This window comes from Pseudohoeflea suaedae (assembly GCF_004354915.1).
GTDB classification, from domain to species: Bacteria; Pseudomonadota; Alphaproteobacteria; order Rhizobiales; family Rhizobiaceae; genus Pseudohoeflea; species Pseudohoeflea suaedae.
Map to the genome: position 1 here is coordinate 600,425 of NZ_SMSI01000001.1, position 26,567 is coordinate 626,991.

Annotated in this window: 29 protein-coding genes and 1 tRNA gene; 16 read left to right on the forward strand and 14 right to left on the reverse strand. The window is 62.9% G+C overall.

All coding sequences use genetic code 11. The features are described from left to right. Window positions 1-42: 42 nt before the first annotated feature. Complete coding sequence (hpf, locus tag E2A64_RS02820; RefSeq protein ID WP_133282912.1) at window positions 43-612, forward strand: ribosome hibernation-promoting factor, HPF/YfiA family; 570 nt, start codon at window positions 43-45, stop codon at window positions 610-612. Between the two features lie 76 nt (window positions 613-688). Further along, window positions 689-1,153, forward strand: coding sequence for a PTS IIA-like nitrogen regulatory protein PtsN (gene ptsN / locus E2A64_RS02825; protein WP_133282913.1), 465 nt, complete (start codon window positions 689-691; stop codon window positions 1,151-1,153). A gap of 84 nt (window positions 1,154-1,237) precedes the next feature. On the opposite strand, the gene E2A64_RS02830 is transcribed toward ptsN, so the two are convergent. Both E2A64_RS02830 and E2A64_RS02835 read right to left on the reverse strand, forming a co-directional pair. After that, entirely contained in the window at window positions 1,238-1,498 is a 261-nt protein-coding gene (locus E2A64_RS02830; RefSeq protein WP_133282914.1) for a BQ00720 family protein, read from the reverse strand. A gap of 53 nt (window positions 1,499-1,551) precedes the next feature. After that, window positions 1,552-1,983 (reverse strand): Hsp20 family protein, encoded by a 432-nt coding sequence (locus E2A64_RS02835; RefSeq protein WP_133282915.1) that lies wholly within the window; start codon window positions 1,981-1,983, stop codon window positions 1,552-1,554. A gap of 164 nt (window positions 1,984-2,147) precedes the next feature. On the opposite strand from E2A64_RS02835, the gene E2A64_RS02840 reads away from it, so the two are divergent. Then, complete coding sequence (locus E2A64_RS02840) at window positions 2,148-3,086, forward strand: nucleoside hydrolase (protein ID WP_133282916.1); 939 nt, start codon at window positions 2,148-2,150, stop codon at window positions 3,084-3,086. A 26-nt stretch (window positions 3,087-3,112) separates the two neighbouring features. On the opposite strand, the gene E2A64_RS02845 is transcribed toward E2A64_RS02840, so the two are convergent. Continuing rightward, complete coding sequence (locus E2A64_RS02845) at window positions 3,113-4,354, reverse strand: DNA recombination protein RmuC (RefSeq protein WP_133282917.1); 1,242 nt, start codon at window positions 4,352-4,354, stop codon at window positions 3,113-3,115. A 378-nt stretch (window positions 4,355-4,732) separates the two neighbouring features. Here E2A64_RS02845 and E2A64_RS02850 point away from each other — a divergent pair, with 378 nt between their 5' ends. The 5 genes from E2A64_RS02850 (at window position 4,733) to E2A64_RS02870 (ending at window position 9,209) form a co-directional block, all read left to right on the forward strand. Further along, window positions 4,733-6,271, forward strand: coding sequence for a globin-coupled sensor protein (locus E2A64_RS02850; protein ID WP_133282918.1), 1,539 nt, complete (start codon window positions 4,733-4,735; stop codon window positions 6,269-6,271). Window positions 6,272-6,335: 64 nt separating this feature from the next. Beyond that, on the forward strand, window positions 6,336-6,854 hold the full coding sequence (def, locus tag E2A64_RS02855) for a peptide deformylase (RefSeq protein ID WP_133282919.1): 519 nt from the start codon (window positions 6,336-6,338) through the stop codon (window positions 6,852-6,854). A 34-nt stretch (window positions 6,855-6,888) separates the two neighbouring features. Then, window positions 6,889-7,836, forward strand: a complete 948-nt coding sequence (fmt, locus tag E2A64_RS02860) for a methionyl-tRNA formyltransferase (RefSeq protein WP_133282920.1) — start codon at window positions 6,889-6,891, stop codon at window positions 7,834-7,836. Further along, a complete protein-coding gene (truA, locus tag E2A64_RS02865) occupies window positions 7,836-8,582 on the forward strand; it encodes a tRNA pseudouridine(38-40) synthase TruA (protein ID WP_133282921.1) in 747 nt (248 codons plus the stop codon). Before fmt ends, truA begins: the two co-directional genes overlap by 1 nt. A gap of 159 nt (window positions 8,583-8,741) precedes the next feature. Continuing rightward, window positions 8,742-9,209, forward strand: coding sequence for a chemotaxis protein CheW (locus E2A64_RS02870; RefSeq protein WP_133282922.1), 468 nt, complete (start codon window positions 8,742-8,744; stop codon window positions 9,207-9,209). A 17-nt stretch (window positions 9,210-9,226) separates the two neighbouring features. Here E2A64_RS02870 and E2A64_RS18160 read toward each other — a convergent pair whose 3' ends face one another. The 5 genes from E2A64_RS18160 to dapD all read right to left on the reverse strand — a co-directional run bounded on the left by E2A64_RS18160 (window position 9,227) and on the right by dapD (window position 12,920). Then, a complete protein-coding gene (locus E2A64_RS18160; protein WP_133282923.1) occupies window positions 9,227-9,703 on the reverse strand; it encodes a Kazal-type serine protease inhibitor family protein in 477 nt (158 codons plus the stop codon). Between the two features lie 105 nt (window positions 9,704-9,808). Then, the gene (locus E2A64_RS02880) at window positions 9,809-10,411 is read right to left on the reverse strand and encodes a hypothetical protein (RefSeq protein WP_133282924.1); all 603 of its coding nucleotides are present in this window, start codon (window positions 10,409-10,411) and stop codon (window positions 9,809-9,811) included. Further along, the gene (gene dapE / locus E2A64_RS02885) at window positions 10,411-11,610 is read right to left on the reverse strand and encodes a succinyl-diaminopimelate desuccinylase (protein ID WP_133282925.1); all 1,200 of its coding nucleotides are present in this window, start codon (window positions 11,608-11,610) and stop codon (window positions 10,411-10,413) included. Before dapE ends, E2A64_RS02880 begins: the two co-directional genes overlap by 1 nt. A gap of 65 nt (window positions 11,611-11,675) precedes the next feature. Further along, window positions 11,676-12,059: a DUF805 domain-containing protein gene (locus E2A64_RS02890; RefSeq protein ID WP_133282926.1), complete on the reverse strand. Its 384-nt coding sequence runs from the start codon at window positions 12,057-12,059 to the stop codon at window positions 11,676-11,678. A gap of 9 nt (window positions 12,060-12,068) precedes the next feature. Beyond that, a complete protein-coding gene (dapD, locus tag E2A64_RS02895) occupies window positions 12,069-12,920 on the reverse strand; it encodes a 2,3,4,5-tetrahydropyridine-2,6-dicarboxylate N-succinyltransferase (RefSeq protein WP_133282927.1) in 852 nt (283 codons plus the stop codon). Between the two features lie 126 nt (window positions 12,921-13,046). On the opposite strand from dapD, the gene E2A64_RS02900 reads away from it, so the two are divergent. Further along, window positions 13,047-13,898: an LOG family protein gene (locus tag E2A64_RS02900; protein WP_133282928.1), complete on the forward strand. Its 852-nt coding sequence runs from the start codon at window positions 13,047-13,049 to the stop codon at window positions 13,896-13,898. 5 nt (window positions 13,899-13,903) lie between these two features. On the opposite strand, the gene E2A64_RS02905 is transcribed toward E2A64_RS02900, so the two are convergent. Beyond that, the gene (locus E2A64_RS02905) at window positions 13,904-14,617 is read right to left on the reverse strand and encodes a pyrimidine 5'-nucleotidase (protein WP_133282929.1); all 714 of its coding nucleotides are present in this window, start codon (window positions 14,615-14,617) and stop codon (window positions 13,904-13,906) included. A 282-nt stretch (window positions 14,618-14,899) separates the two neighbouring features. Here E2A64_RS02905 and E2A64_RS02910 point away from each other — a divergent pair, with 282 nt between their 5' ends. Beyond that, on the forward strand, window positions 14,900-15,805 hold the full coding sequence (locus tag E2A64_RS02910; RefSeq protein ID WP_133282930.1) for an EamA family transporter: 906 nt from the start codon (window positions 14,900-14,902) through the stop codon (window positions 15,803-15,805). A gap of 102 nt (window positions 15,806-15,907) precedes the next feature. Beyond that, window positions 15,908-17,188: an alpha/beta hydrolase gene (locus E2A64_RS02915; protein WP_133282931.1), complete on the forward strand. Its 1,281-nt coding sequence runs from the start codon at window positions 15,908-15,910 to the stop codon at window positions 17,186-17,188. Between the two features lie 19 nt (window positions 17,189-17,207). Here the strand turns inward: E2A64_RS02915 and argB are convergent, their stop codons facing one another. The 5 genes from argB to rpmH form a co-directional block, all read right to left on the reverse strand. Beyond that, window positions 17,208-18,104, reverse strand: a complete 897-nt coding sequence (gene argB / locus E2A64_RS02920) for an acetylglutamate kinase (protein ID WP_133282932.1) — start codon at window positions 18,102-18,104, stop codon at window positions 17,208-17,210. An 88-nt stretch (window positions 18,105-18,192) separates the two neighbouring features. Beyond that, window positions 18,193-18,864, reverse strand: a complete 672-nt coding sequence (yihA, locus tag E2A64_RS02925; RefSeq protein ID WP_133282933.1) for a ribosome biogenesis GTP-binding protein YihA/YsxC — start codon at window positions 18,862-18,864, stop codon at window positions 18,193-18,195. Between the two features lie 2 nt (window positions 18,865-18,866). Beyond that, complete coding sequence (gene yidC, locus E2A64_RS02930) at window positions 18,867-20,666, reverse strand: membrane protein insertase YidC (protein ID WP_133282934.1); 1,800 nt, start codon at window positions 20,664-20,666, stop codon at window positions 18,867-18,869. Further along, window positions 20,666-21,103, reverse strand: coding sequence for a ribonuclease P protein component (gene rnpA / locus E2A64_RS02935; RefSeq protein ID WP_133282935.1), 438 nt, complete (start codon window positions 21,101-21,103; stop codon window positions 20,666-20,668). The genes yidC and rnpA overlap by 1 nt, the downstream gene beginning before the upstream one ends. A 33-nt stretch (window positions 21,104-21,136) precedes the next feature. Continuing rightward, the gene (gene rpmH, locus E2A64_RS02940) at window positions 21,137-21,274 is read right to left on the reverse strand and encodes a 50S ribosomal protein L34 (protein ID WP_133282936.1); all 138 of its coding nucleotides are present in this window, start codon (window positions 21,272-21,274) and stop codon (window positions 21,137-21,139) included. A 310-nt stretch (window positions 21,275-21,584) separates the two neighbouring features. Between rpmH and E2A64_RS02945 the strand changes: the two genes are divergently transcribed. The 5 genes from E2A64_RS02945 (at window position 21,585) to E2A64_RS02965 (ending at window position 26,541) form a co-directional block, all read left to right on the forward strand. After that, a complete protein-coding gene (locus tag E2A64_RS02945) occupies window positions 21,585-22,403 on the forward strand; it encodes a TVP38/TMEM64 family protein (RefSeq protein WP_133282937.1) in 819 nt (272 codons plus the stop codon). Window positions 22,404-22,426: 23 nt separating this feature from the next. Further along, window positions 22,427-23,860: a dihydrolipoyl dehydrogenase family protein gene (locus tag E2A64_RS02950; RefSeq protein WP_133282938.1), complete on the forward strand. Its 1,434-nt coding sequence runs from the start codon at window positions 22,427-22,429 to the stop codon at window positions 23,858-23,860. 43 nt (window positions 23,861-23,903) lie between these two features. Further along, window positions 23,904-25,463: an ATP-binding protein gene (locus E2A64_RS02955; RefSeq protein ID WP_428977441.1), complete on the forward strand. Its 1,560-nt coding sequence runs from the start codon at window positions 23,904-23,906 to the stop codon at window positions 25,461-25,463. Window positions 25,464-25,782: 319 nt separating this feature from the next. Further along, window positions 25,783-25,859, forward strand: a tRNA-Arg gene (locus E2A64_RS02960). Then, complete coding sequence (locus E2A64_RS02965) at window positions 25,852-26,541, forward strand: hypothetical protein (RefSeq protein WP_133282939.1); 690 nt, start codon at window positions 25,852-25,854, stop codon at window positions 26,539-26,541. Before E2A64_RS02960 ends, E2A64_RS02965 begins: the two co-directional genes overlap by 8 nt. The last annotated feature ends 26 nt before the right edge of the window (window positions 26,542-26,567 follow it).

Sequence of the window (26,567 nt, forward strand, 5' to 3'; positions counted from 1 at the left end):
CCTAATATGAATACCCAAATCAACAAGAAGAAGGGTTCATCCATGAACGTGCGTGTATCGGGCAAACAGATGGAAGTCGGCGAGGCATTCCGGACGAAGATCGAAGATCACATCGATGACGCCGTCCGCAAGTATTTTGACGGCGGTTATTCGGCGCAGGTCATCGTGGAGAAGTCCGGTTCGCGGTTCTCCGCCGATTGCCGGGTGCATCTCGATACCGGCGTGGTGCTTCACGCCACCGGGGAAGCGCTCGACCCGCAGCCGGCTTTCGACAGTGCCGCAGGCAAGGTCGAAAAGCGCCTCAGGCGCTACAAGCGCCGGCTGAAGGACCATCACGGAAACAACGGCAATGGGCACGAGATTGCCTATTCCGTCGTCGAGGCGGAACTGGATGAGGCCGACGAAGCGCCGGAAGACTACGCTCCGGCGATCATCGCAGAAAGCACCCGGCAGGTCGGGACGATGACCGTGGCGTCCGCCGTCATGGCGCTCGACATGACCGACGAACGTGTGCTGATGTTCAAGAATGCTGGCAATGACGCGCTCAACGTGGTCTACCGGCGCAACGATGGGAATATCGGCTGGATCGACGCCGGTTCCGTCAAATCGTAGCCATGTCGGCGGGGGACGCCGGCATCGCCGCAGATGCCGCGCCCCCGGTGGGGCTGGACAATGAGGGTATGACATCATGGCGCTTGCTGACCTGATTGCGCAGAACGCTGTTCTGCCGGCACTCAAGGCAAACTCCAAGAAGCAGCTGTTGCAGGAAATGTCGGCCAAGGCTGCATCCCTGACCGGGCTGCCCGAGCGCGAGATTTTCGACGTGATTCTCCAGCGCGAGCGGCTTGGTTCGACCGGCGTGGGCAACGGCATTGCCATTCCGCACGGCAAGATGGGCAATCTCGACCGGATCGTCGGGGTCTTCGCGCGTCTGGATCAGCCCGTCAATTTCGAGGCGCTGGACGACGAGCCTGTGGATCTCGTGGTTCTGCTTCTCGCTCCCGAAGGGGCGGGCGCCGATCACCTCAAGGCGCTGTCGCGGATTGCCCGCGTCATGCGTGACAGCGATCTGGTGGAGAAGATGCGCGCGACCGACGACGCGGCCTCGCTCTACGCCTTCCTGTCGGATTCCCAGGCGTCTAACGCCGCCTGATCCGGGTTCCGGACGATTTGAGAAGATCAGCGGCGCGGAGCATCATCCGCGCTGCTTTTTTGTGTGGCGAGGCGACGTCCGCCCTTAGTGGATGCTGACGGTCTTCAGCTCGTCTTCGGCGGCGCGATAGAACGTGCTCGACTTGTCGTCGGTTAGAAGGATCGGTGTGCCATCTGCCCCGAACAGCGCCCAGAGCTGCATGCCCGGATCGAGCTGCGGTGCGGAGGGGAAGCGCTTGTTGACCTCATCCGACGTCATTTCGCGGATGTAGCCGACTTCGCCTTCACCGAGAGCGGCGAGCTCCGTTGTTGTCACGGACGGGGATTTAACGGTTCTTGCAAACATCGATTTAGCCTCCTTGGAGGATGTGAAACGCAACACTTGGCCTACCGTTCGAATTAATCTCCGACGGAAATGTTAATTTTTCTCACCATCCGCTCCGGTTCGGGACGAATGAGATCGACGGCAAGCAGGCCATTCTTCAGCTCCGCGCCTATCACCTGCATGCCGTCGGCAAGCACGAAAGTGCGCTGGAACTGGCGTGCGGCAATGCCGCGATAGAGATATTCGCGGCCCTCGGGTTCACCCTGGCGGCCACGGATGATGAGCTGGTTTTCTTCGGTGGTCACGTCGAGATCGCTCTCGGTGAAGCCGGCGACTGCGAGGGTGATTCTCAGCCGCTCCGCCGGGTCGCCATCCGAATTGGCGCGAATTCGCTCGATATTGTAGGGCGGGTAGCCCTCCGAGCCCTTGGCGATGCGCTCAAGGGATTTTTCGATCGTGTCGAAGCCCAGAAGCAGCGGACTTGAAAACGGGGTCATGCGGGTCATGGTCTGTCCTCTTTCAAGCGACATTCATATCCGGACCCGTATCGGCGTCCGGACAGGCTGAATATGGGTGTGCGCAACCCCGGCTGCAAGGACTTGCCCGCTTCCGTGCCGCGACATAGGGTCCGCCTCACATTCGATTACCCGGACAACAACAAGGATCGTGCATGTCTGCCCGCAAAATCATCATCGATACAGACCCCGGCCAGGATGATGCCGGTGCCATCATGCTGGCTGCCGCCAGCCCCGAACTCGAGGTTCTGGCGCTGACTGCGGTTGCCGGCAATGTTCCGCTGGAACTGACGAAGCGGAATGCCCGGCTGATCCTCGATATCTGCGGGCGAAGCGACATTCCGGTCTATGCGGGAGCCGAAAAGCCGCTCAAGCGCGATCTCGTCACCGCCGAGGAAGTTCACGGCAAGACCGGTATAGACGGCGTCGAGATCTACGAGCCGCCGGTGCCGCTCGCCGATGGTCATGCCGTCGATTTCATCATCGAGGCGATCCGCGACAACGAGAAGGGGGCGATCACGCTCTGCCCGCTCGGTCCTCTGACCAACATTGCCATGGCCCTGCAAAAGGCCCCGGACATCGCCGGGCGCATTGGCGAAATCGTGCTGATGGGCGGCGGCTTCTTCGAGGGCGGAAACATCACGCCGGCAGCCGAGTTCAATATCTATGTCGATCCGGAAGCCGCCGAGATCGTCTTTGCCTCCGGCATCAAGATCACCATGATGCCGCTCGATGTCACGCACAAGGCGCTCACGCGCAAGGACCGCATCGGGCGTCTGCGCGCCAATGGCGGCAAGCCTGCCGGCATCATGGCCGACATGCTGGAATATTTCGAACGTTTCGACGAACAGAAGTATGGCACCGACGGCGGTCCGCTGCACGATCCCACCGTGATCGCCTACCTGCTCAAGCCCGAGCTGTTTTCCGGCCGCGAGTGCAATGTCGAGATCGAGACGAAATCGGAACTGACGCTCGGCATGACGGTGATCGACTGGTGGCGGGTGACAGGCCGGAAAAGGAACGCGATGGTGATCAGGGATATCGACGATGAGGGCTTTTTCGACCTCTTCATCGAGCGCCTGAGCCGCCTCTGAGGAAACTGGTCGCCTCTGAGGCGATGTCAGTCCTCGTCGACCACCCGAAGGCGGAGCTTGCCGCTCCTCTCTTCGGGGCCGTCGCTCTCGCCGCGGTGAGAAGCGCCGGCGCGGGGGCTGGCCTCGAATTCGAGCATCTCGATCTTGCTGCCGCGCTTGGTCAGCTTGTCGGTGGAGGTCAGGATCTGGTCGATATCCCTTTGCGCCTGGCCGAAATGCGTCTGCAGCTTGCGGACCCTCTCGTCCAGGCGGGAAAGATCCTCCATCAGCCTAAGCACCTCCCCCTGGATCAGGTGGGCCTGCTCGCGCATCCGCGCATCTTTCAATAGAGCCTGCACCACCTGCACTGAAAGCATCAGCAGGGAGGGCGAGACGATGACGACGCGGGCGCGATGGGCGCGCTGGACGATTCCCTCGAAGTTCTCGTGAATCTCGGCGAAAATGGATTCCGACGGCACGAACAGGAAGGCCGTGTCCTGCGTCTCGCCGGTGATCAGGTATTTTTCCGATATGTCCCGGATATGGACTTCCATGTCGCGGCGGAAGCGCTGGGTGGCTTGTGCGAGCGAAGCCGTGTCGCCCGGCTCGGTTTCGCGCATCGCATTCCACGCCTCGAGCGGGAACTTGGCATCGATGACGAGATCCGGTGCGCCGTTGGGCATGGTAATGGTGCAGTCGGGACGGGTGCCGTTCGACAGCGTGCGCTGGAACTCGTAGGAGCCGAAGGGCAGGCCGTCCTTGACGATCGTTTCCATGCGCGACTGGCCGAAGGCGCCGCGCGTCTGCTTGTTCGACAGGATTGCCTGCAACCCCACGACGTCGCGGGCGAGCGTCTGGATATTGTTCTGCGCCGTATCGATTACCGCCAGCCGTTCCTGCAGCCGGGCGAGATTCTCGTGCGTCGATTTGGTCTGTTCGCTCAGCGTGGTGCCGATGCGCTGCGTCATGCCGTCGATGCGCTGGTTGATGGCGTGGTTGAATTCCGCCTGCCGGGTGCCGAACATTTCCGCCATCGCGCCCATGCGGCCCTGCATTTCGGATTGTGCCTTGAGGATGTCGCCGAGCCGGTCCTCGGCGTGCTGCGCCCGTTCGGAGGCGGCGCGCTCTGCCGCAGCGCGCTGTCGCGATGCCCGCGAGAGCAGCAGCAACAGCACCAGGGATATGGCCGCCGCCACGATCAGCGCGACGACGAGAAGACCCGTCAGCGTGACGGGTATCTCACCGACCCGGAACAGGATGGAATTGGGAGATGCCGCTTGCTCGTTCATCCCTGTTTCATAGCAGATTCGCCTGGCAGCGATAGATCAAAACAAGAACACCGGTGCAATCCGGACGCGTCTGGCCTGCTTGCCCTCACCCCCCGCTTCCGGAAATTTGGCCGGCTTCGGGCTCATGCGGAAAGCCGAAATGCAAAATGCGCATCCGGGAGGCATGGAAACTGACTGCGAAAATTTACGGGGCGGGGCCGACCAAGTCTATCGCCTCATAAGTCAAAGTATTGATTTGTTTTCAGATATTGCAGCGACCTGTATATCCGCACGGATCACAACTTTAGCCTGTGACAAATTCAGGGTGGCTCTGATGGTTAGTGTTAACCCTAGAAGAGGATAAACGGCCAACTGGTATTTCTACAGGGCGATTTTGCAATGAGCGAGCACGGCAGTCGGAAGAGCGGAATTGATGAACGTACGGAGTTTCTGGGTTTTGACGCGGCGCAACGCCAGCGCCTGAGGGATCTGAAGCCGACGGTGGAAAAATCCATCGGTGGCGGGCTCGACGTCTTCTACGAGAAGGTCGCACGGGTCCCGGAAGTCTCGAAGTTCTTTTCCGGCGCCGATCACATGAATGCCGCCAAAACCCGGCAATCCGGCCACTGGGGCAATGTGACCGAGGGCCGCTTCGATGACACCTATGTCGATGGCGTGACGACGATCGGCAAGGTTCACGCCAAGATCGGTCTCGAACCCCGCTGGTACATCGGCGGTTATGCCCTCATCGTCGAGCAGCTCGTCCACGGCATCGTCCGCGAGCGCTGGCCCGGCATGTTCGGGCGCGGGAAATCCTCCGAACTGGCCGCCGACATTTCGGTTGTGGTCAAGGCGGCGCTTCTCGACATGGACCTCGCCATCAGCGTCTATCTCGAGGAGCTCGAGAAGAAGCGCCAGGAAGCCGAGGACAACCGGCTTGCCGCCGAGCGCGACCAGAACGAGGCGCTCGAGAAGCTTGGAAACATCCTCAAGGCGCTTTCCGACGGCGATCTGGAAAGCCGTCTGCCATCCGGTCTCCCGGGCCGGTTCGACAGCATGGGGGCCGACTACAACGGTTCGGTCGAGAACCTCCGCCAGTCCATCGCGCAGGTGCGCGACGCCTCGGAGCAGATCCTCACCTTTTCGAGGCAGCTTCAGGACAACTCCGAGCGGCTGTCTCAGCGCACGGAGCAGCAGGCGGCCTCGATCGAGGAAAGTTCGGCTGCCCTGCATGAACTTTCCGAGAGCGTCACCTCGACCGCCCAGCGTACCCGCAAGGCCTCCGATGTGACGGCGGAAGCGCTGTCCCTCGCCAATTCCTCAGGCGAGGTCGTGACCTCCGCGGTAGCCGCCATGGGCGACATCGAAACCTCGTCGGTCGAGATCTCGCGTTTCATCGGGGTGATCGACGACATAGCCTTCCAGACCAATCTTTTGGCCTTGAACGCCGGCGTGGAAGCCGCTCGTGCAGGCGAGGCGGGGCGGGGCTTCGCGGTCGTCGCGCAGGAGGTTCGCGAGCTCGCGCAGCGCTCGGCAGAAGCGGCGCGCGAGATCAAGAAGATCATCGCCGATTCATCCGTTCAGGTGAAAACCGGCGTCGAACTCGTCAGCAAGTCCGGTACCGCGCTCGAAAACATCATCGGCCGGGTCGAGGAGATCAACCAGATCATCGGATCGATCGCCTCCGCGGCAAGCGAGCAGTCCTCCGGGCTGGGTGAAATCTCCTCCGCCGTCAACGAGATGGACTCGATCACGCAGCAGAATGCCCACATGGTCGATGAAACTTCCGGGCAGATCAACAAGCTGACCGGCGAAGTCGAACGGCTGACGACATCGCTGCGCGGTTTCAAGACCCGCGATCCGAATGATGCCGCTGTTTCCAGCGCTTCGAGCCGGCGCGCCGGCGACGCTCCGGCGAGGTCGCGCAAGGTTGCCTGATTTCGACCGTTTCAACGGCTTCGGGGCGGTTGCAAGTCGGCCGCCCTCATAATATCTAGGCTCCATGAGCATCAAGCCGATCATCCTGCTTCCCGACCCGCTTCTGCGCGAGAACTCCGCCCCCATCGAGCGTTTCGACGCCGAGCTCGAGCGGTTCTCCAGGGACATGCTTGAAACCATGTATGACGCACCGGGCATAGGTCTGGCCGCGATCCAGATCGGCGAGCCTCGCCGTCTTCTGGTGATCGACGTTGCCGGCAAGGACGAGGATCCCGCACCGCTGGTCTTCACCAATCCGGAAATTGTCGCTCGCAGCGACGAGATGAGCGTCTACGAGGAAGGCTGCCTGTCGATCCCGGACTATTATGCCGAGGTCGAGCGCCCGGCCAAGGTGACCGTCAGCTATCAGGACATCACCGGAGAGCGCAAGGAAATGGAGGCCGAGGGACTTCTGGCGACCTGTCTCCAGCACGAGATCGACCATTTGAACGGCGTGCTCTTCATCGACCATATTTCCAAACTCAAGCGCGACATGGTGGTCAAGAAGTTCACCAAGATGGCGCGCCAGCGGACAAGCGCCTGATCCAGGCCTGAGCCTGCTGGCCGGTCCCCGGGAGATTTCTATGCGGCTCGTTTTCATGGGAACGCCGGACTATGCGGTGCCGACGCTCAGGGCGCTGGCGGACGCCGGCCACGAGATAGTCGCCGTCTATTCCCAGCCGCCCCGTCCCGCAGGTCGCCGCGGCCTCGAGACCAGGCCCTCACCGGTCCATGCCGCCGCCGCCGAACTCGGTATCGAGGTCCGCACCCCCACCAGCCTCAGGGGCGAGGACGAGCAGGCACGATTTGCTGCGCTCGAAGCCGATGCCGCCGTCGTCGTCGCCTATGGCCTTCTGTTGCCGCAGGCCATTCTCGATGCGCCGAAACATGGGGCCTGGAACGGCCATGCCTCGCTTCTGCCGCGATGGCGCGGAGCGGCCCCCATCCAGCGGGCGATCATGGCGGGCGACGGCGAGACCGGCGTCATGGTCATGAAGATGGACAAGGGGCTCGACACCGGCGCGGTGGCGCTCACCGAAAAGGTCGCGATTCCTGTCGACCGCACGGCCGGCGAACTCCACGATCAGCTCTCGCAACTGACCGCCCGTCTGATGGTCGAGGCGATGGCCAGGCTCGCATCCGACGGCATGCTGGACACGGTCGCCCAGCCCGAAGACGGCGTGACCTATGCGGCCAAGATCGACAAGGCCGAAACCCGCATCGATTTTTCGAGGCCCGCACGCGAGGTGCACGACCATATTCGCGGCCTTTCGCCGTTTCCGGGTGCGTGGTTCCTGCTCTCCCTCGGCGGCGAGCCCGAACGGGTGAAGGTGCTCGCCTCCTCGCTTTCGGCGGAAGCGCCGGGGCATGCGCCGTCCGGCACCTTCATCGACAACCATCTGACGATTGCCTGCGGCGAGGGCGCAATCCGCCTCGAACGTTTGCAGAAGGCCGGCGGCAAGCCTCTGGCCGCTTCCGATTTCCTTCGCGGCTCCGCCGTGCCTGCCGGAACGGTCGCGGGCTGATGCCGCGCTACAGGCTCCTCATCGAATATGACGGGACCGGTTATGCCGGCTGGCAGCGTCAGGACGGCCCGGCCAGTGTGCAGGGGGCCATCGAGGCGGCGATAAAGGGGTTCTCCGGCGAAGAGGTCGGGATACGCGGTGCCGGACGCACCGATACCGGCGTCCATGCCCGTGGCCAGGTTGCCCATGTCGATCTTGCCCGCGACTGGCCGGTCGAGACCGTGCGCAATGCGATCAACGCCCATCTCGGCATGGCGCGGGAGACCGTTGCCGTGCTTGAGGCGGAGAAGGTGGCCGATGATTTCGATGCCCGCTTCTCTGCCACGAAACGTCACTATCTCTACCGTTACATCTGCCGCCCTGCGCCGCTGGTTCTCGAACGCGACCGCGCCTGGTGGCTGGCCCGTCCGCTTGATGCGCAAGCCATGCATGATGCGGCCCAGGCGCTCGTCGGCAGGCACGATTTCACCACCTTCCGCTCCGTCCATTGCCAGTCGCGCTCGCCGGTAAAGACGCTCGACCGGCTCGACGTTTCGGTGAATGCGGACGGCACCATCGAGCTCCGGGCCAGCGCGCAGAGCTTTCTGCACAATCAGATCAGGTCGTTCGCCGGAACCCTGAAACTCGTGGGCCAGGGCAAATGGAGCCGCGCCGATGTGGAGACCGCATTGCAGGCCCGCGACCGCAGCGCCTGTGGCGCCGTGGCGCCTCCGGGCGGGCTCTATTTCATGCAGGTCGACTATTGAGACCGGGCAATCGCGGCGAGGCCTTCATCCGCCAAGTTTCGCGCAGCATTTTAACCCTATATCAAGGGGATATCGGCAGAGTTCACAAATCGGGCGAGCTGGATGCATCACGCACCCGCCCGGACGTCTTGATCTTAGGGAACAGTGAGAACCGCACCGATGTCCGAACAAGCCACCAACGACAACACCGGCACGCTTGAGATCATTTCCTTCCATCTCGCGGGGCAGGTTTTCTGCGTCAACATCATGGCCGTGCGCGAAATCCGCGGCTGGGCGCCGTCGACTACCCTCCCGCATACCCCTGCTCACGTGCTCGGCGTGATCAACCTGCGCGGTTCCGTGATCCCGGTCATCGACATGGCGATCCGTCTCGGCCTGAAGCCGATCGAGCCGACCGAGCGCTCCGCCATCATCGTCACCCAGATCGCCTCCAAGCTCGTCGGCCTTCTCGTCGAGAACGTCTCGGACATGATCACCGTGAAGAATTCCGACCTGCAGCCGGCCCCGGACGTCCTGCCGGAAGCCGAGCGCGCGCTCACTCGCGCCATCATCCCCGTCGGCCAGGAGATGATCTGCTATCTCGATCTCGATGCCCTGTTCCCCAATGTCGAGGAACTGGCCGCCTGATCGGCGCACTTAACCCACTATTGAATTGCTGGGCATGTCGAGCCTGACTTGGGCTGAACATAAGTCGCGCCATCTGCATAGGCCTCACAGGGCGTGGGATATGTTTTCGGTTCGCCGTTCTTAATCCCGCAGCTCACTACTTGAATGCAGGCGTTAGTCGAGCCCTGTATTTTCGCGGGTTCTCGCGCATGGTTTCGGCATACACCCACGTATGCCACACTTGAACCGTTTGCTGCAGCTTCGCAAACGTTACTGTAAGTGCTGCCGTCGCATCCGCAGACGGGCACGTATTCCTTGGTGCAGACCTCCGGCATTTTGACGCATTGCCCCATCTGATCTGCGGCGCCGCAAGCCGCCGAGAGTGGAAATTTGCAGTAATCACCGGGACCGCACGAGATTCCGGCAATTCCACCGCAAGATTTTACGTCTTCCGCATTGGTGCTGCTGGTTAGAGGTGAAATGGCTAGTGCAAGAATAAAGAATATTACTTTCATCACGACCTCCTCCTGTTGTAGTAAGTTAAATTACTACTAAAAGGGGATAGATTCAAATATTATATCATAGGTTGTGCTGACAGTGGCTTGCGAATTGAATTGTGCCTAAATACCCAGCGCGCCGAATGCCAGCGATGAAACGAGCAGGCTGGAAACGAGGGTGACGAGCGTCACCAGCGCCGCGAGTATCGCCTCGTCGTTGAGCACCGCGCGGACCAGCCGGAAATAGAACCAGATCGTCACGCCATAGACCGCGAGCGACAGGATCGCGTCGAGCCCCTCGGGCACCGGCGCGAAATAGCTGACCGTCGCCGGCAGGAAGGCCAGATAGGTGGCAATCAGTCCGAACCAGTTGGTCGCCGCGATCAGCGGCAGGAACTGCTTGCGGAAGCCGAAGGGCTGGGAGACCGGGTAGAGAAGCAGAGCCGGCAGCACCCAGGCGAGAAAGTCGAAGATCGATCCGGTCAGGATGAAGCTTATCGTGCCCCAGACGGTGTCGGGTTGCTGATCGGGCATGTCGCGCCAGATGCCGGCCCACAGGAATGTCTGTGCCGGCCAGCACCAGGCATAGGCCAGGAACGATCGCAGCATGCCTTCGAGGCTCGAATCGATCTGCTCCAGCCCGCGCCTGTCACCTTCGAGGGTGGTGAAGAGCCCGGCCAGAGACCGGCCGACTTCCTGTCGGGAGGGCAAGCCGACAGCGCCCATCAGACGCGGCCTTCCTGGGCTTGAAACCAGTCGACGATGAAGCGCTCGTAGATCTGCGTCAGCGTCTCGAGGTCGGAAAGCGCCACGCATTCATCCGTCATGTGCATGGTCTTGCCGACGAGGCCGAACTCCACGACGGGGCAGTAATCCTTGATGAAGCGCGCATCCGACGTGCCGCCGGTCGTCGATAGCTCCGGCATCCGGCCGGTCACCGACTTGACCGCCCCGGACAGTGTGCCGATCAGCGCGTCGTCACGGGTCAGGAAGGACGGGGAGGGGCGCTGCTGGAAGCTGATGTCGTAGCGTGCGGGACCGCGGGTCGCGCGGTCGGGCAGGGCGTCGGCCGCCTGTCGGAGACGGTTCTCGATCTCGGCCGAGAGCGTTTCCGCCGACCAGCCGTCATTGAAGCGGATGTTGAACGTCACGTCCACGGAACCCGGGATCACGTTGGTGGCCGGGTTGCCGGTATCGATCGAGGTCAGCTCGAGATTGGAGGCAGGGAAGCGCTCGTTGCCCGCGTCGAGCGGCGGGTCGAGGAGGGCGGCTGCCAGTGCGTTGGCGACCCTGAGCGGATTGTCGGCCAGATGCGGATAGGCCACGTGGCCCTGCGTGCCGCTCACCGTCAGCTTCGCCGACAGCGATCCGCGTCGGCCGATCTTGATCATGTCGCCGAGTTGGTTCGGGTTGGTCGGTTCGCCCACCAGCGCGGCATCCCAGCTCTCGCCCTTCTTGGCAGCATGTTCGAGCAGCTTCACCGTGCCGTTGATCGCCGGGCCCTCCTCATCGCCCGTAATCAGGAACGAGATCGAGCCGGGCAGTGCGCCCTTGTCGCCGGTAAGGCGGGCGAGTGCGGCGAGGAAGCAGGCAATGCCGCCCTTCATGTCCACCGCGCCGCGGCCGTAGAGCATGCCATCGGCCACTTCCGCGCCGAACGGATCGTGGCTCCAGCCCTCGAGATTTCCCGTCGGCACCACGTCCGTATGTCCCGCAAACATCAGATGCGGGCCGTCATTGCCGAGCCGGGCATAGAGGTTCTCGATGTCGGGCGTACCGTCTTCGGAGAAGACCGGCCGTTCGACCGTGAAGCCGAGCTCGGAGAGAAAACGCTCGAGCGTCTCCAGTGCGCCGCCTTCCTCGGGGGTAACGGACGGGCAGCGGATCAGGGCGGAGAGAACGTCGGAAGGATTGGTCAGTGTCATGACGTTTGCATAGCCGATTGGCCGCAAGGTGTCATCCGTGACGGACGGGGCTTTTCGCCATTCGCTCAGTGGCCCGGCTGCTCGGGTCCCGCGCCAAAACGGTTCGGTCCTTGCCGGGTGGGCCAGAGCGACAGCGCCAGGATTGCGGGGAGCGCGGCGGGCGGAAAGAAGAGCGCGATGGCCCAGCCGCCCGGCAGCCCGATATCGTGAAGCCGCTTGACGGTCGCCGCGAGCACCGACCAGGCCGTGAGAAAGGCGGCGACGATCAGCGAAAAACCGATCAGCACCGCCCCTTCATGTTCGCTGGCTCCCATCCGGCCGGCCATGGCGACGGGCATGGCAAGGACTGCGAACCAGAAGAGTATCGTGAGGATGAACGCCTTGCGTCCTATCCTGCCGGACATCCCGAACAGGAGCCATCTCAGGTCTGCATCGGGGCGTCCGCGCATGGCGCGATATCAGTCGCGCAGCAGTTCGTTGATGCCGGTCTTCGAACGCGTCTTCTCGTCGACCGTCTTGACGATGACCGCGCAATAGAGGCTCGGGCCGGGCTCGCCGTTCGGGAAGGGCTTGCCGGGGAGCGTGCCGGCCACGACCACCGAATAGGGCGGCACTTCGCCATAGCTGATCTCGCCGGTCTGGCGGTTGACGATCTTGGTCGACTTGCCGATGTAGACGCCCATGCCGAGCACCGAGCCCTCGCGCACGATGCAGCCTTCGACGACTTCCGACCGCGCGCCGATGAAGCAGTTGTCCTCGATGATGGTGGGGCCAGCCTGCAGCGGCTCGAGCACGCCGCCGATGCCGACGCCGCCCGACAGGTGGACGTTCTTGCCGATCTGCGCGCAGGAGCCGACAGTGGCCCAGCCGTCGACCATGGTGCCCTGGTCGACATAGGCGCCGAGATTGACGAAGGACGGCATCAGCACGACATTCCTGCCGACGAAGGAGCCGCGCCGGACGATCGAGCCCGGCACCGCGCGGAAACCGGCGGTCTCGAACTCGTTGGCCGACCAGCCTTCGAATTTCGACGGCACCTTGTCCCACCAGACGGATTCGCCCGAACCGCCCTTGATGATTTCCATCGGGTTAAGCCGGAAGGAGAGAAGCACCGCCTTCTTGAGCCACTGGTTGACGGTCCAGTTCCCGTCTTCGCCGCGCTCGGCCACGCGGGCTTCGCCGCGATCGAGCAGGTTGAGCGCTTCCTCGACGGCGTCGCGCACTTCGCCACGGGTGGAAGTGGAAACCTCGTCGCGATTGTCGAAAGCGGTTTCGATCGTCGCCTCAAGGGCCGTCAGGTCGTGCTTCATTGTGGCGTTTCCTTAATCTTGAACGGGTATTTCTTGCTTTCTGCGGCGAACTCGTCTTTCACGGCAGTGATCGGCTTTTCTCCTAAGGGAGGAGGCAGGCCCGGTCAATTCGACAAGGAGAATGCCATGAATGCCAAACGTCCGGATGGTGCCTGGGACCCGCTGCAGGATAGCCATTCCGACCGGGAGCGCGCCGAACGCCAGCCGCTGACCCCGCAGACCGCTCATCCCGCCTATCGGCTTGCCTATGCCGACATGGATTTCCTCTGCCGCGAGGAGCTGCGGCCCGTCCGCCTGCAGCTCGAGCTCCTCAAGCCCGGAATGCTGCTGGACGAGGCGAATGTGCGGTCGACAGTCGTCATGTTCGGCGGCGCGCGCATTCCCGAACCCGGCGGCGATCCATGGGCCGCCCATAACGAGACCCAGGCTGAGAACCTCCGGGCAGCCTCGCGCTACTATCAGGAAGCGCGCAATTTCGCCCGCGTGGTCTCCGAGCATTCGTTGAAATCAGGCGGATCGGAATTCGTCATCTGTACCGGCGGCGGGCCGGGCGTCATGGAAGCGGGTAACCGCGGCGCCAATGATGTCGGGGCCAAGTCGATCGGCCTCAACATCGTGCTGCCGCACGAACAGGCGCCCAATCCCTATGTGACGCCGGAACTGTCTTTCAACTTCCACTATTTCGCGATCCGGAAGATCCACTTCCTCATGCGCGCCAAGGCGATCACCATCTTCCCGGGCGGCTTCGGCACCATGGACGAGATGTTCGAGACGCTGACCCTGATCCAGACCGGCCGCATGGAGCCGATCCCCTTCCTCCTGTTCGGCAAGGAGTTCTGGACCTCGATCATCGACTTCCAGGCGCTGAGCGATTTCGGCACCATCTCGCCGGACGACCCAGGGCTTCTCAACTATGTCGATACGGCCGAGGAAGCCTGGGACGCGATCTCGCGCTACTACGAGTTCGCGCCCGAATAAGGGGCTCAGTCCGCGGCTTGAAGCGCGAAGAGGAATTCGCGCAGATCGTCGGTGACGTAGTGGATGTGGGGGGCGGTGTCGCCCTCCTGTTCCCACGTCTCGGCGACCACCTCATCCATGTTGTTGGGCACGATCAGCACCGTGCGCATGCCGAGATCGTGCGGAGCCGCCAGATTGCGCGGCAGATCCTCGAACATGGCCGCATTCTTCGGGTGCACGCCGTTGATCTCGAGAAAGCGTCGATAGGTATCGGGTGCGGGCTTCGGCATCAGTTCGGCGGCGATGATGTCGAAGATATCGTCGAAATGATCAAGGATCCCGAGCGCCTCGGCTGTTCTGCGCGCATGCGGCACGTCGCCATTGGTGAAGATGAATTTTCGGCCCGGCAGGGCCCGGATCGCCTCGCCGAGGCCCGGATCGGGTTCGAGAACCGAATAGTCGATGTCATGGACCGCCGCGAGGAACTCGTTGGCGTCGATGCCGTGATTGACCATCAGCCCCTGCAGCGTCGTGCCGTGGTCGCGGTAATACTGCTTCTGCACCTTGCGCGCCGCGTCGTGATCGAGATCCAGAAGCGTGCGGATATAGCCGGTCATCTTCTTGTCGATCTGCGAGAACAGGTCGGCGCGGCGGGGATAGAGCGTGTTGTCGAGGTCGAAGACCCATTCGGTCACGGTCTCGAAATCGGCGAGGTCGGGGCGGGAGGGCTTTGCTGTCATGGGAGGACTTATGGCAGGTCGCGGCCGCTATGGGAATGCCAAGGGCCTTGCCGGCCCTGCGGAATTTGTATTGCCCTTAAAACCTGCTAGATATCGGTCATGATGACCGGAACGGACCATTGCCGCGCCTTTGTCCTGCAGGATCGCAAACGCCTGCCGGTGCGCTTCTTTCCGTCCTGTTTCGGCATTCGCCTCGCGCGTCTGGGCTGAGACGGCCTTTCCCGGCCTTTTCCGGATTGTTCCGGGCCCCCTCCGTTCCAGCTCTCTCGAAAGACCATCGCCATGCCCACATGGATCGCCATCACGATCGCTGCTGCCTTCCTGCAGAATATCCGCTCCTCGCTGCAAAAACACCTCAAGGGTGCCATGGGCACCACCGGCGCCACCTTCGTCCGCTTCGGTTTCGGCCTGCCCTTCGCGATCTTCTTCGTTCTCGCGCTTCACCTGATCGGCGGCTATGACTGGCCGCCGCATTTCCCGGCGGTCTTCTTCGTCTGGGTGGCGGTCGCCGCACTGGCGCAGATCACCGCGCAGGCTCTTCTCATTCAGCTGTTCAGCCACCGCAACTTCGCCGTCGGCACGGCCTATTCGCGCACCGAGCCGGCCCAGGCGGCGCTCTTCGGCCTCGTCTTTCTGTCCGACGGCGTGAGCCCCGTCACGCTTCTCGCCATTGCCATCTCGCTCGTCGGCGTGATGCTGATTTCGGTGGCCCGCTCGCCGATCAGCCCCAAGTCGCTGGTGATGTCCATCTTCACCCGGACAGCGGGTATCGGCCTTGCGTCGGGCCTGTTCTTCGGTCTCGCCGCCGTCGGTTATCGTGGGGCCTCGCTCTCCCTCGGCGGCCCGAATTTCATGATGCAGGCGGCCATCACGCTGCTGGCGGCGATTTTTCTGCAGACGCTCGTCATGACGGCCTGGATGCTGTGGAAGAACCCGGAGGAGATCGGCCGTATCAGGACCGCGTGGAAAGTGTCGGCGTTCGTGGGCGCCGCGGGGGCCACCGCATCCTTCGGCTGGTTCATGGCGATGACCCTGCAGACCGCGGCCGTCGTCAAGGCGCTCGCACAGATCGAGCTGCTGTTCACCTTCGCCTCGACCGTGCTGTTCTTCCGCGAGCATATAAACAGGCTGGAGTTTGTCGGCTGCATCCTTATTGTAGCTGGTATTCTTGTGCTATTGCTGGCGTGAGGGCGGGGCCGAACGGCCTCGAAAGTCCAGGCTCGGCCTGAAGGGGTGAAATTGTCTCGGCCTAACACATCCGCAATCCACCGCAGCGCGGCGCGCTCGGTCATGCTGACGCTGCTGGCCGCGGCGCTTGCCGGCTGCGCCACTGCGCCGACCGCGGTCATGGCGCCGATCGGACAGACGGTTCCCGACGCCTCGATCGTCTCGATGATGGTGGCAACGACGCGCGCGGCATCGGGCGAGATCGGCGAACCCTATTCGGGCGAACGCGGCGAGGCGGTGAACCTCAACGAAGTGGTGGTCTCCATTCCGCCGGCAGAGGCGCGGGAGATCGGCGACGTGCAGTGGCCGAAGAAGCTGCCGCCCGACCCGAGCCGCGATTTCGCGACCGTCTCGACGAGCCCCATCGCCGATGTAGCCGCGACACGGGACTGGCTCTCCGGCCATATGGAGCGCAATGGAAGGCTGCTCGTCTTCGTGCACGGTTTCAACAACCGCTATGAGAGCGCGGTCTACCGTTTTGCCCAGATCGTTCACGACAGCGGTACCGACGCCACGCCGCTTCTGTTCACCTGGCCCTCGCGCGGTTCGGTCTTTGCCTATGGCTACGACAAGGAAAGCACCAACTATTCGCGAACGGCCATGGAAGCGATGCTGACAACCGCATCCGAAACGCGGTCCGTCAAGGAGATCACGCTTCTTGCCCATTCGATGGGGACGTGGCTGACCGTTGAATCGCTGCGTCAGATGGCAATCCGCAAAGGGCGCGTGCCGCCGAAGATCACCGATGTCATACTCGCGGCGCCCGACCTCGACATCGACGTCTTCCGCCAGCAATTGGCCGACATGGGGCCTGATCGTCCGAAATTCACGATCTTCGTCTCCCGTGACGATCGCGCGCTGAAGGTTTCGCGCCGCATCTCCGGCAATGTCGATCGCCTGGGCCAGGTCGACATCGACGACCCCGGCATACGCGAGCAGCTCGAGGCCGAGGGCATTACCGTGCTCGACCTGTCGAAACTGCGTGGCGGCGACCGGCTCAACCACTCGAAATTCGCCGAAAGCCCGCAGGTCGTGCAGCTTCTGGGCAACCGGCTCATCGCCGGCCAGACGATCACCGATCAGGATATCGGGCTCGGTGCCGAACTGGGGGCGACGGCCCTTTCGGTCACCAATACGGTCGGCTCTGCAGCCGGTGTTGCCGTGTCGGTGCCGATTGCCATCATCGATCCCTCGACCCGCCAGAGCCTCGACGACCAGGTCGGCCGTTTTGGCGAAAGCCTCGACAATTCGCTCGGCGGCCTGGTTCCGCTCGGCAACGGCCGTGCCCAACGTCAATGCGCTGCCGGCAACTCGCGCTGTCAGTCCGAGAGTTCAGGTCGATAGGAAAACGCTTCGGAAGGCTTCAGGGAACGAGAAGCGTGCCCGCGCCGTGCTCTGTGAAGATTTCCAGAAGCACCGCATGCGGCGTCTTGCCGTTGAGGATGACCACGCCCTGCACGCCGCGTTCGATGGCCTCGATGCAGGTTTCCACCTTGGGGATCATGCCGCCCGAGATGGTGCCGTCCTCGATCAGCGCCTTGGCCTGGGCCACCGTCAGCTCGTCGATCAGCTTGCCGTCCTTGTCGAGAACGCCCGGCACATCGGTGAGGAAGAGCAGGCGGGTCGCGTTGAGCGAACCGGCAATGGCGCCGGCGAAAGTATCGGCGTTGATGTTGTAGGTATGCCCGTCGCGGCCCGGAGCCACCGGCGCGATCACCGGGATCATCTCGGACTTCGCAAGCAGGTCGAGCAGCGTCCGGTCGACTTCCACCGGTTCGCCGACGAAGCCGAGATCGAGAACGCGCTCGATGTTGGAATCGGGGTCGGTCACGGTCTTCGTCGCCTTTTCGGCATAGACCATGTTGCCGTCCTTCCCGCACAGGCCGATGGCCCATTCGCCCTCGGCATTGATCATCCGGACGATGTCCTTGTTGATCGAGCCGGCCAGAACCATTTCGACGATCTCGACGGTCTTCTCGTCGGTGACGCGCAGGCCGCCCTCGAAGCGGGATTCGATCCCCATCTTCTTCAGCATGGCCGCGATCTGCGGACCGCCGCCGTGAACGACGATGGGATTGACGCCGGACTGTTTGAGAAGCGCGATATCCTGCGCGAACGCCTTGCCGAGCGCGGCGTCGCCCATGGCGTGGCCGCCATATTTGACCACGATCGACTTGTTTTCGTAGCGCTGCATGTAGGGCAGGGCTTCGGCCAGGAGCCGGGCCTGGATACCGGCAGTGCTTTCAGTCGTATCGGTCATGTGATGGATATCCCGTGGAAGTGTCGGCAAGCTGTTTAGCGGCATTCGCCGCGCGCTTCAACGGCCTGAACCCTTCGGGATGGGAGGATCAGGTCGTCACCGCCGTCATGATGGCCGCCCGCAATTCGTCGATCCCCTCGCGCTTTTCCGACGAGGTCGACAGAAGCACCGGATAGGCCGCCGGCCGCCTTGCAATCTTGGCCGCGGTTTCCTGCAGAAGCTTCGGCACGCCCGCGGCCTTGATCTTGTCGGTCTTGGTCAGGACGACCTGGTAGGAAACGGCCGCCTTGTCGAGCAGCGTCATGACCTCGGCGTCGTTGGCCTTCACGCCGTGTCGGGCATCGATCAGCAGATAGACGCGCTTGAGCGTCGAGCGTCCGCGCAGATAGTCGAAGACCAGCCGCGTCCAGGCATCCACCTGGTCCTTCGGCGCCTTGGCATAGCCGTAGCCGGGCATGTCGACCAGCGCCAGCGGCGGCAGGTCCTCGCCCTCTCCGGAATACCCTTCCGGAACGAAATAGTTCAGCTCCTGGGTGCGCCCCGGCGTGTTGGAGGTCCGTGCCAGTCCCTTGGCGCCCACGAGCGCATTGATCAGCGAGGACTTTCCGACATTGGAGCGGCCGGCAAAGGCGATCTCCGCCGGACCTTCCGGCGGCAGAAACTTCAAGGACGGCACGCCGCGGATGAAGATCCACGGATAGGGAAAGGGCGGCGGTGCCGCCCCTTCATTGGCAATGGTGTCGACAGTGTCGTCCGACATCGTCAGCTCTCTGTCTTCGATTTTCGCGTGAACATGGTCTTGAGGTTGTCCCACAATTCGATCTTCACACCCTGGCGTTTCATGATGACGCCCTGTTGCATGACCGACAGCGTGTTGTTCCACGCCCAGTAGATCACCAGACCGGCCGGGAACGAGGCCAGCATGAAGGTGAAGACGACCGGCATCCAGGTGAAGATCATCGCCTGGGTGGGGTCCGGCGGCGTCGGGTTCATGCGCATCTGCAGGAACATGGTGACGCCCATGATCAGCGGCCAGACGCCGATCATCAGCGCGTGCGGCACGTCATAGGGCAGAAGGCCGAAGAGGTTGAACAGCGAGGTCGGGTCCGGAGCCGAAAGGTCCTGGATCCAGCCGAAGAAGGGCGCGTGCCGCATCTCGATGGTGATGTAGATGACCTTGTAGAGCGAGAAGAACACCGGGATCTGCAGCAGCACCGGCCAGCAGCCGGCCACCGGATTGATCTTCTCTTCCTTGTAGAGCTGCATCATCGCCTGCTGCAGCCCCATGCGGTCGTCGCCGAATTTCGCCTTGAGCTCCTCCATCTTCGGCTGAACCTTCTTCATGTTCGCCATCGACTTGTAGGACTTGTTGGCGAGCGGGAAGAAGATGGCCTTCACGAGGATCGTCGTCAGCAGGATCGAGACGCCGAAATTGCCGACGAGGTGATAGAAGAAGTCCAGCAGCCAGAACATCGGCTTGGTCAGGAAGTAGAACCAGCCCCAGTCGATCATGAGATCGAAATTCATGATCCCGAGCGAGGTGTCGTAATTGTCGATGACCTGCACTTCCTTGGCGCCCGCGAAGATGCGGGTCGTCGTCGTAGCCGACGCGCCGGAGGCGACCGAAATGTCATCCGACTTGAAATCGGACTGGTAGCGGGCGCGGCCGTCCTTGAAGTAGCCGAAGCGGCTGTCGAAACCGGTGCCCGGCTCCGGGATAACGGCGGTGGCCCAGTACTTGTCGGTGATGCCGACCCAGCCGCCGACGCTGCTGCCCGGATCGATGGTGCCGTCTTCCTCGACGTCCTTGTAGTCGATTTCCTGCAGGCCATGCTCGCCGGCCACGCCGATGAGACCTTCGTGAAGCACGTAGATGCCGGCGGTCTTCGGCTTGAAGTAACGGGTCACGCGGCCGTAATTGGCGAGGGTGACGGCTTCGCCGCTGCCGTTGGTGACCAAATCCTCGTAGGCGAACATGTAATGATCGTCGACGGTGATGGTGCGGCTGAAGGTCAGGCCCGTACCGTTGTCCCAGGTCAGCGTCACCGGCGAGGAGGGGGACAGGGTGGTCGCGCCTTCGGCGATCCACTCCGTGTTCGGTCCTGGGACGTTCTGGCCCTGGGTGGCGCTCACATATCCGATTTCCGCAAAATAGCCGAGATCGGTCGCCGCAGGGCTCAGAAGCTGGATGATCGGGCTCGAGGGGTCGACTTCCTCATGATAATTCTTGAGCGACAAGTCGTCGATACGCGCGCCCTTGAGGTTGATGGAACCCTTCAGGTCCGGGGTGTCGATGGTGATGCGTGCGCCGCTCGACAGGGCCTCTTCGCGGGAGGCGGGCTGGTCGCCGGCCGTTCCGCTGGGGGTCGCGGTGCTCGAGGTTCCGGCAGACGGAATGGCCGCATCGGAGCCCGAGGTGGCCGTCTCGGCGCTGACCATCTGTTCCTGCTGCGTGTCGGCGCGTTCGCGCTCCATCTTCGGCGTGACGTAAAAGAACTGCCACGCGATCAGCACTATGATCGAGAGGCCAATCGCCACCATGTAATTGCGGTTGTTTTCCATCAATTCGTCCCGGGCGCCGTGGCAGGTCCTGCCGGCGCGTTAGCGTTTTGTTTTCGTCCCGTCCCCTGTTGCGGGCGCGAAATTTTCCTGTGACCCTCGGCCATGCGGGTGGCGAAAGCCTTGCCGATTTCCTCGAAGGGCGCGGACAGCGTGTCCCTCCGCGCGACAAGCACATAATCGTGACCGGGCCGGAATGAAACCCCCTCGGCGAGTCTGACGATCTCGCGCAGACGTCGGCGCATGCGGTTCCGCTCCACCGAATTACCCTGCTTGCGGGTCACCGTATAGCCGACGCGGGGGGCGGCGTCGGGCTCGTTGCGGTCGATCATTTCGAGGAGGAAATAGGGTCCGCGCAGGCGCAGTCCCTTCTGTGCACGAAGAAAATCCGGCCGACTTTTCAGCCGGCCGGGTTTTGTCTCTTGGGTCAGGTTTGTCACGTGACCCCCTGAAATTCGGGTCTTCTCGGGGGCTTAGGCCGAAAGACGCTTGCGACCGCGGTTGCGGCGTGCGGCGATGACCTTACGGCCGCCGACCTTTGCCATGCGGGAACGGAAACCGTGGCGGCGCTTGCGGACAAGCTTCGAGGGTTGGTATGTGCGCTTCGTCATTTATTTAAATTACCGCGGTGTGCGGCCCTTCTTGGAACTGTCGCTTTTGAGGCTGTTCGATTGCCGGGTCTCGCGCTGTTTTGACGCAAGCCGATCCCGGAAACGTCGGGCTTATAGGCGACAAACCCCGGAAAAGTCAATCGCCCCCGGCCCTGCCGTCCCGAACTCTTTGCCGCGCAGCCTCACGGCGAAGTGAGAATCCCCGTGATTGCGCTCACGAAGCTTTTGCGAAAACTCTTGCGAACGTCATTGGTGTTTTACCCCACGCCCGACTACCTTCCAGCTCATGAACACGGCACGGAACCCTATCATGACCACGGCGCGTCACCATGAGGAGCGGCAGGAGGAGGCGGATCGCCCGGGCGCAACGCCGTCCGCGCCCGAGGTCGCAGATGCGGCTGACGCTGCGCCCGCACCGCCTGCCTGGCGTCGCTATCTGCCCATCATCGTCCTCGCTGCGGGCCTTGCCGCGGGGTATGCGGCGGGACTGCACGACTATCTCTCGCTCTCGATGCTCGCCGAACAGCGCGAAGCCCTGCTCGGCCTCGTCGATGCCAATTACGGGCTGTCGCTGGCCGTCTATTTCCTCCTCTATGTGCTGGCGGTCGCCTTTTCCTTCCCCGCCGCCTCCGTGCTGACCATATTCGGCGGCTTTCTGTTCGGCTGGCTGGTCGGTGGCGTCGTCACTGCCTTTGCCGCGACCCTTGGCGCATCCGCCGTCTTCCTCGCTGCCAGATCGGCGTTCGGCGATGTGCTCAGGCGCAAGGCGGGCGGTTTCCTCAATCGCCTCGCCGACGGGTTCGAGAAGGACGCGCTGAGCTATCTTTTCGTTCTCCGTCTCGCTCCCGTTTTCCCGTTCTTCGTCGTCAATATCGCTCCCGCCTTCTTCGGCGTGCCGCTGCGCACCTATCTTATCGCCACCTTCTTCGGCATCCTGCCCGGCACCTTCGCCTATTCCTGGCTCGGTCAGGGGGTCGACAGCGTGCTCGTCTCCGCCGCCGAGGCCGGCCGCGAGGTTTCCGTCGGCGATCTGGTAACCCCCGAGATCACCATCGCCTTTGTCGTCCTGGCACTGGTCGCTGCCATCCCGCCCGTGCTACGCAGACTGCGCGGCGCGGGGAACAGTTGAGCGGTCGCGCTCCGGAGGATTTCATGACTGAACGCCTGACACCCGATATCTGCGTCATCGGCGCGGGCTCCGGCGGCCTGACGGTTGCCGCGGCTGCCGCCGCATTCGGCGTGAGCGTGGTGCTGATCGAAAAGAACCGCATGGGCGGCGACTGCCTCAATTACGGCTGCGTGCCCTCCAAGGCGCTGATCGCGGCGGCCAAACACGTCAACGCGGTGGCCGAAGCTCCGGTTTTCGGCGTCAATGCGGGTCTGCCGACGATCGATTTCGAGCGCGTCCATGATCACATCCACGAAGTCATCGCGGCCATCGAGCCCAATGATTCCGCCGCGCGCTTCCGGGCTATGGGCGTGAAGGTGATAGAAGCGGAAGGCCGCTTCATGGACAGGCGCCGCGTGGTTGCCGGCGACTACGAGATTTCCGCCCGGCGCTACGTGATTGCCGCGGGCTCCTCGCCGCTCGTTCCGCCGATACCGGGTCTCGATACGGTCGACTATCTCACCAATGAAACGCTCTTCGATCTCAGGGCGGGGCCGGAGCACCTTGTCATCATCGGCGGCGGACCGATCGGCATGGAGATGGCGCAGGCCCATCGCCGGCTCGGCGCCGAAGTGACCGTCATCGAAGGCGGCCGCGCCCTCGGCAAGGAAGATCCCGAACTCGCCGCCATCGTTCTCGACCGGATGCGCACCGAGGGAATTGCCGTTCAAGAGAACGTCAAGGTCGTCGAGGTCGCGAAGTCCGGCAGTTCGCAGGTCACCGTCACCTGCGAGCGCAATGAGGGCGGCACATTCGAGGTGACCGGCAGCACCCTGCTGGTTGCCACCGGTCGCAGGCCCAATGTCGATGGCCTCGGGCTCGAGAATGCCGGCATCAGGTTCGACCGTTCGGGCATCAAGGTGGGGCCGGACCTGCAGACCTCGAACAAGCGTGTCATGGCGATCGGCGACATCACGGGCGGCCTGCAGTTCACCCATGTCGCGGGCTATCACGCCGGTATCGCAATCCAGAAGATCCTCTTCCGCCTCCCCGCCAGGGAGGACCGCACGATCATCCCGCGCGTCACCTTCACCGATCCCGAGCTTGCTCATGTCGGGCTCGACGAGGAGGCCGCGCGCAGGAAGCATGGCGACAGGATCTCGGTGCTGCGCTGGCCCTATGCCGAGAACGATCGCGCCCATGCCGAGCGCCGTACGACCGGCATGATCAAGGTGATCGCCGACAGGAAGGCGCGCATTCTCGGCGCGTCCATCGTCGGCGCCGGCGCCGGCGAGATGATCAACATGTGGGCGCTTGCGGTCTACAAGGGCATGAATCTCGGCGAGATGCGGTCCTACGTCTCGCCCTATCCCACCATGAGCGAGATTGGAAAACGGGCGGCCGTCGCCTATTATGCGCCCATGGCGCGTAAACGCTGGGTCCGCTCGCTGGTCCGTTTCCTGCGCCGCTTCGGCTGAGGCCGGGCCTGACAGTGGTCCTGGTAGTCGGTTGTGGGGAGTGATGATGCGGAGCAGTCAGTCGGATGAACCTGCTGATGACGGCCGGACCGGCGGCGAGCCCGTGGGCGGAGCGCCGGGAGGCGATGCGGGCGAACCCCACCGTCTGGCAGGCCTTTCGGCCAGTGTCCGCGCCGCCCCCATCCGCGGCCTTTCCACCCGGCTTCTCGGGCTGACGATCCTCTTCGTGATGATCGCCGAAGTGCTGCTGTTTTTCCCCTCTGTCGCCAATACCCGCATGCGCTGGCTGCAGGACCGGCTCAACACCGCCGCCGCCGCGAGCGTGGTCATAGACGGTTTGCAGGACATGCGCCTGCCGCAGCCGATCCGCGAGGACACGCTGATGGCGACGGGAACCAAGGCGATCGCGTTGCGGAAGGACGGCATGTCGCGCATGCTCGTCTCCTCCGACATGCCGCCCGAGGTGACCCATCAGTACGATCTTTCCGACGTCGGCCCGGTCGAGGCCGTCATCGACGCCTTCGACGAGCTGATTTTCGGCGGGGACCGGATCATCCGCGTCTACGGCCCGGTCGGCGGCAATCCCGACATGGTGATCGACGTCGTTCTCGAGGACGCGCCCTTGCGTCAGGCGATGCTCACCTATGCGCGCAACATATTCCTCCTGTCGCTTTTCATCTCGGTCATCACCGCGGCCCTGGTCTTCTTCGCCATCAACCGGATCATGATCCGGCCGATCCGGCGGATGACGGAAAACATGCAGGCCTTCTCCGGTGACCCGGAAAACCCGGCCCGCATCATCGCGCCGCGCCCGGTGCGCGACGAACTCGGCGTCGCCGAGCAGCATCTGGCCGGCATGCAGACGCAATTGCAGTCGACCCTGCGCCAGCAGCGCCATCTGGCCGATCTCGGCCTCGCCGTTTCCAAGATCAACCACGACATGCGCAACATCCTGGCTTCCGCCCAGCTCGTCTCGGACAGGCTGGCGTCGCTCGCCGATCCGATGGTCAAGATGCTGGCGCCGAAACTGCTGCGTTCGATCGATCGGGCGGTCGCCTATTCGGGCGAGGTGCTCGCCTATGGTCATGCGCGCGAAGCTCAGCCGAAGCGGCGCTTCATCAATCTGCATGCTCTGTCCAGCGAGGTCCGCGAGATCCTTTCGGAGGAAGCCGGCAGCGCCATCGATTTCCGGATCGAGATGGAGAAGACGCTCGAGGTCGAGGCCGATTCCGAGCAGCTGTTCCGGGTGCTCTACAATCTGTGCCGCAACGCGGTGGAAGCCCTGCGCGCCGATCTCCAAGCCGAGGCGAGCCTCGTCCGCCGCATCACCATCTTCGCTGCAAGACAGGGCAGCGTGGTCGAGATCCATGTCGCCGATACCGGCCCCGGCATGCCGGCAAAGGCGCGCGAAAACCTCTTCCAGCCGTTCCGCGGCTCTGTCCGGTCGGGCGGCACCGGTCTCGGCCTCGCCATCGCCCGCGAGCTGGTGATCGCCCATGGCGGCACCATCGCGCTCGCCGAATCGGCCAGCCATGGCACGACATTCCGTATCGAGCTCGCCGACCAGCCGCTGCCGATCACCAATTACCGCACGCTCGCCTAGGTCCGGCCTGCCTGAGGAGCCGGAGGCCCGGGCGCCCCGGTGTCATCGGGGGAGGCGATGCGGCGGCTCGCAGCCCGGCGTCGGCAAATCCGCGCTCGCGGAATTTTCGCGCATGGCGCTTGCAGCCATCTCTCCGCCAGAAGCCCGCTCGGCCCGGGCCGCGCGGCGCGCCCCGCCGGCTCCGGATCTTCATGCCGGGCGACTATCTCCAGACCCGCGGCGGAATTTTCCCCAAACCCTCTTGCAATCATCTGCGCAAGCGTTTAGGTCACTGCCTCGCAAGCAGACGGTCCCTTCGGCGAACAGTCAGGCCTGCCGCGCACCCGTAGCTCAGCTGGATAGAGCACCAGACTACGAATCTGGGGGTCAGGAGTTCGAATCTCTTCGGGTGCGCCATTTCTTTTCAAAGGGTTGGCTGCTGATCATGAGCAACCCAGAAACTCCAGAAAATTCCGGGGGCAAATCGGGGGCAACTCGCCGTCCCGAAACTCTGTCCGAACTTCGCGCTTCGCTTGCTCCGGATCACCCATTGAGCATGTTGATGGCGGCCGATCTTTCCGAGGATCAGTACGGAGAACTTGAGGCAATAGTCTCGAGGCCGGATTGGTCGGAGGATCATCGGGAAGTATTCCGCGGACTGGTGAGGCTCGCGGTTCACAAGTATCTCGCTTTGAGTTCGATATCGGAGGGAGGCCTCGCAATCACGGAAGCTTCCGCCGGCTTGGACGAGGATCTGTCGGCGCTTGAAAAGGCTGTTGCGGTGAAGGGGAAGCACGGTTTCCCTGAGAGCTCTGATGATCAGAAAGCGCTTTCGACCCTTCGAGCCTTGCGTGAACTCATTCCGCAAACAGTTTCCAAAAAGGCTGTAGATCCGCACCGCCGGGCAGTGCGGATGTTCTGTGACGCTTTCGGTTTTGGTGCAGGGAAGCTGGTCTCAGAGTTGAAGGCGGGTTCAAAGGAACATCCCAATCCGCTTTGCAAGTTCGTTCAGAGGTCATTGGCGTTCTCCGGCAAGAACCTCGGTCATGACCAGGTCCGCGAATATGTCGCGGAGGCACTGAGAGGACCGCGCCGCTAGGGGGCAGCTTCTAGTAGCTTCGGAAT

Excerpts from the sequence above, each read along its gene's own strand:
- E2A64_RS02835 (WP_133282915.1), bottom strand. The coding sequence starts at position 1,983 with ATGACCCGCATGACCCCGTTTTCAAGTCCGCTGCTTCTGGGCTTCGAC.
- ptsN (WP_133282913.1), top strand. The coding sequence starts at position 689 with ATGGCGCTTGCTGACCTGATTGCGCAGAACGCTGTTCTGCCGGCACTC.
- dapD (WP_133282927.1), bottom strand. The coding sequence starts at position 12,920 with ATGAAGCACGACCTGACGGCCCTTGAGGCGACGATCGAAACCGCTTTC.
- E2A64_RS02915 (WP_133282931.1), top strand. The coding sequence starts at position 15,908 with ATGCTGACGCTGCTGGCCGCGGCGCTTGCCGGCTGCGCCACTGCGCCG.
- E2A64_RS02945 (WP_133282937.1), top strand. The coding sequence starts at position 21,585 with ATGACCACGGCGCGTCACCATGAGGAGCGGCAGGAGGAGGCGGATCGC.
- E2A64_RS02830 (WP_133282914.1), bottom strand. The coding sequence starts at position 1,498 with ATGTTTGCAAGAACCGTTAAATCCCCGTCCGTGACAACAACGGAGCTC.
- E2A64_RS02880 (WP_133282924.1), bottom strand. The coding sequence starts at position 10,411 with ATGGGCGCTGTCGGCTTGCCCTCCCGACAGGAAGTCGGCCGGTCTCTG.
- E2A64_RS02840 (WP_133282916.1), top strand. The coding sequence starts at position 2,148 with ATGTCTGCCCGCAAAATCATCATCGATACAGACCCCGGCCAGGATGAT.
- E2A64_RS02955 (WP_428977441.1), top strand. The coding sequence starts at position 23,904 with ATGATGCGGAGCAGTCAGTCGGATGAACCTGCTGATGACGGCCGGACC.
- argB (WP_133282932.1), bottom strand. The coding sequence starts at position 18,104 with ATGACCGATACGACTGAAAGCACTGCCGGTATCCAGGCCCGGCTCCTG.
- truA (WP_133282921.1), top strand. The coding sequence starts at position 7,836 with ATGCCGCGCTACAGGCTCCTCATCGAATATGACGGGACCGGTTATGCC.
- yihA (WP_133282933.1), bottom strand. The coding sequence starts at position 18,864 with ATGTCGGACGACACTGTCGACACCATTGCCAATGAAGGGGCGGCACCG.
- def (WP_133282919.1), top strand. The coding sequence starts at position 6,336 with ATGAGCATCAAGCCGATCATCCTGCTTCCCGACCCGCTTCTGCGCGAG.
- E2A64_RS02950 (WP_133282938.1), top strand. The coding sequence starts at position 22,427 with ATGACTGAACGCCTGACACCCGATATCTGCGTCATCGGCGCGGGCTCC.
- E2A64_RS02845 (WP_133282917.1), bottom strand. The coding sequence starts at position 4,354 with ATGAACGAGCAAGCGGCATCTCCCAATTCCATCCTGTTCCGGGTCGGT.
- E2A64_RS02905 (WP_133282929.1), bottom strand. The coding sequence starts at position 14,617 with ATGACAGCAAAGCCCTCCCGCCCCGACCTCGCCGATTTCGAGACCGTG.
- E2A64_RS02910 (WP_133282930.1), top strand. The coding sequence starts at position 14,900 with ATGCCCACATGGATCGCCATCACGATCGCTGCTGCCTTCCTGCAGAAT.
- E2A64_RS18160 (WP_133282923.1), bottom strand. The coding sequence starts at position 9,703 with ATGAAAGTAATATTCTTTATTCTTGCACTAGCCATTTCACCTCTAACC.
- rpmH (WP_133282936.1), bottom strand. The coding sequence starts at position 21,274 with ATGACGAAGCGCACATACCAACCCTCGAAGCTTGTCCGCAAGCGCCGC.
- E2A64_RS02850 (WP_133282918.1), top strand. The coding sequence starts at position 4,733 with ATGAGCGAGCACGGCAGTCGGAAGAGCGGAATTGATGAACGTACGGAG.
- dapE (WP_133282925.1), bottom strand. The coding sequence starts at position 11,610 with ATGACACTGACCAATCCTTCCGACGTTCTCTCCGCCCTGATCCGCTGC.
- yidC (WP_133282934.1), bottom strand. The coding sequence starts at position 20,666 with ATGGAAAACAACCGCAATTACATGGTGGCGATTGGCCTCTCGATCATA.
- E2A64_RS02870 (WP_133282922.1), top strand. The coding sequence starts at position 8,742 with ATGTCCGAACAAGCCACCAACGACAACACCGGCACGCTTGAGATCATT.
- hpf (WP_133282912.1), top strand. The coding sequence starts at position 43 with ATGAACGTGCGTGTATCGGGCAAACAGATGGAAGTCGGCGAGGCATTC.
- E2A64_RS02890 (WP_133282926.1), bottom strand. The coding sequence starts at position 12,059 with ATGCGCGGACGCCCCGATGCAGACCTGAGATGGCTCCTGTTCGGGATG.
- E2A64_RS02900 (WP_133282928.1), top strand. The coding sequence starts at position 13,047 with ATGAATGCCAAACGTCCGGATGGTGCCTGGGACCCGCTGCAGGATAGC.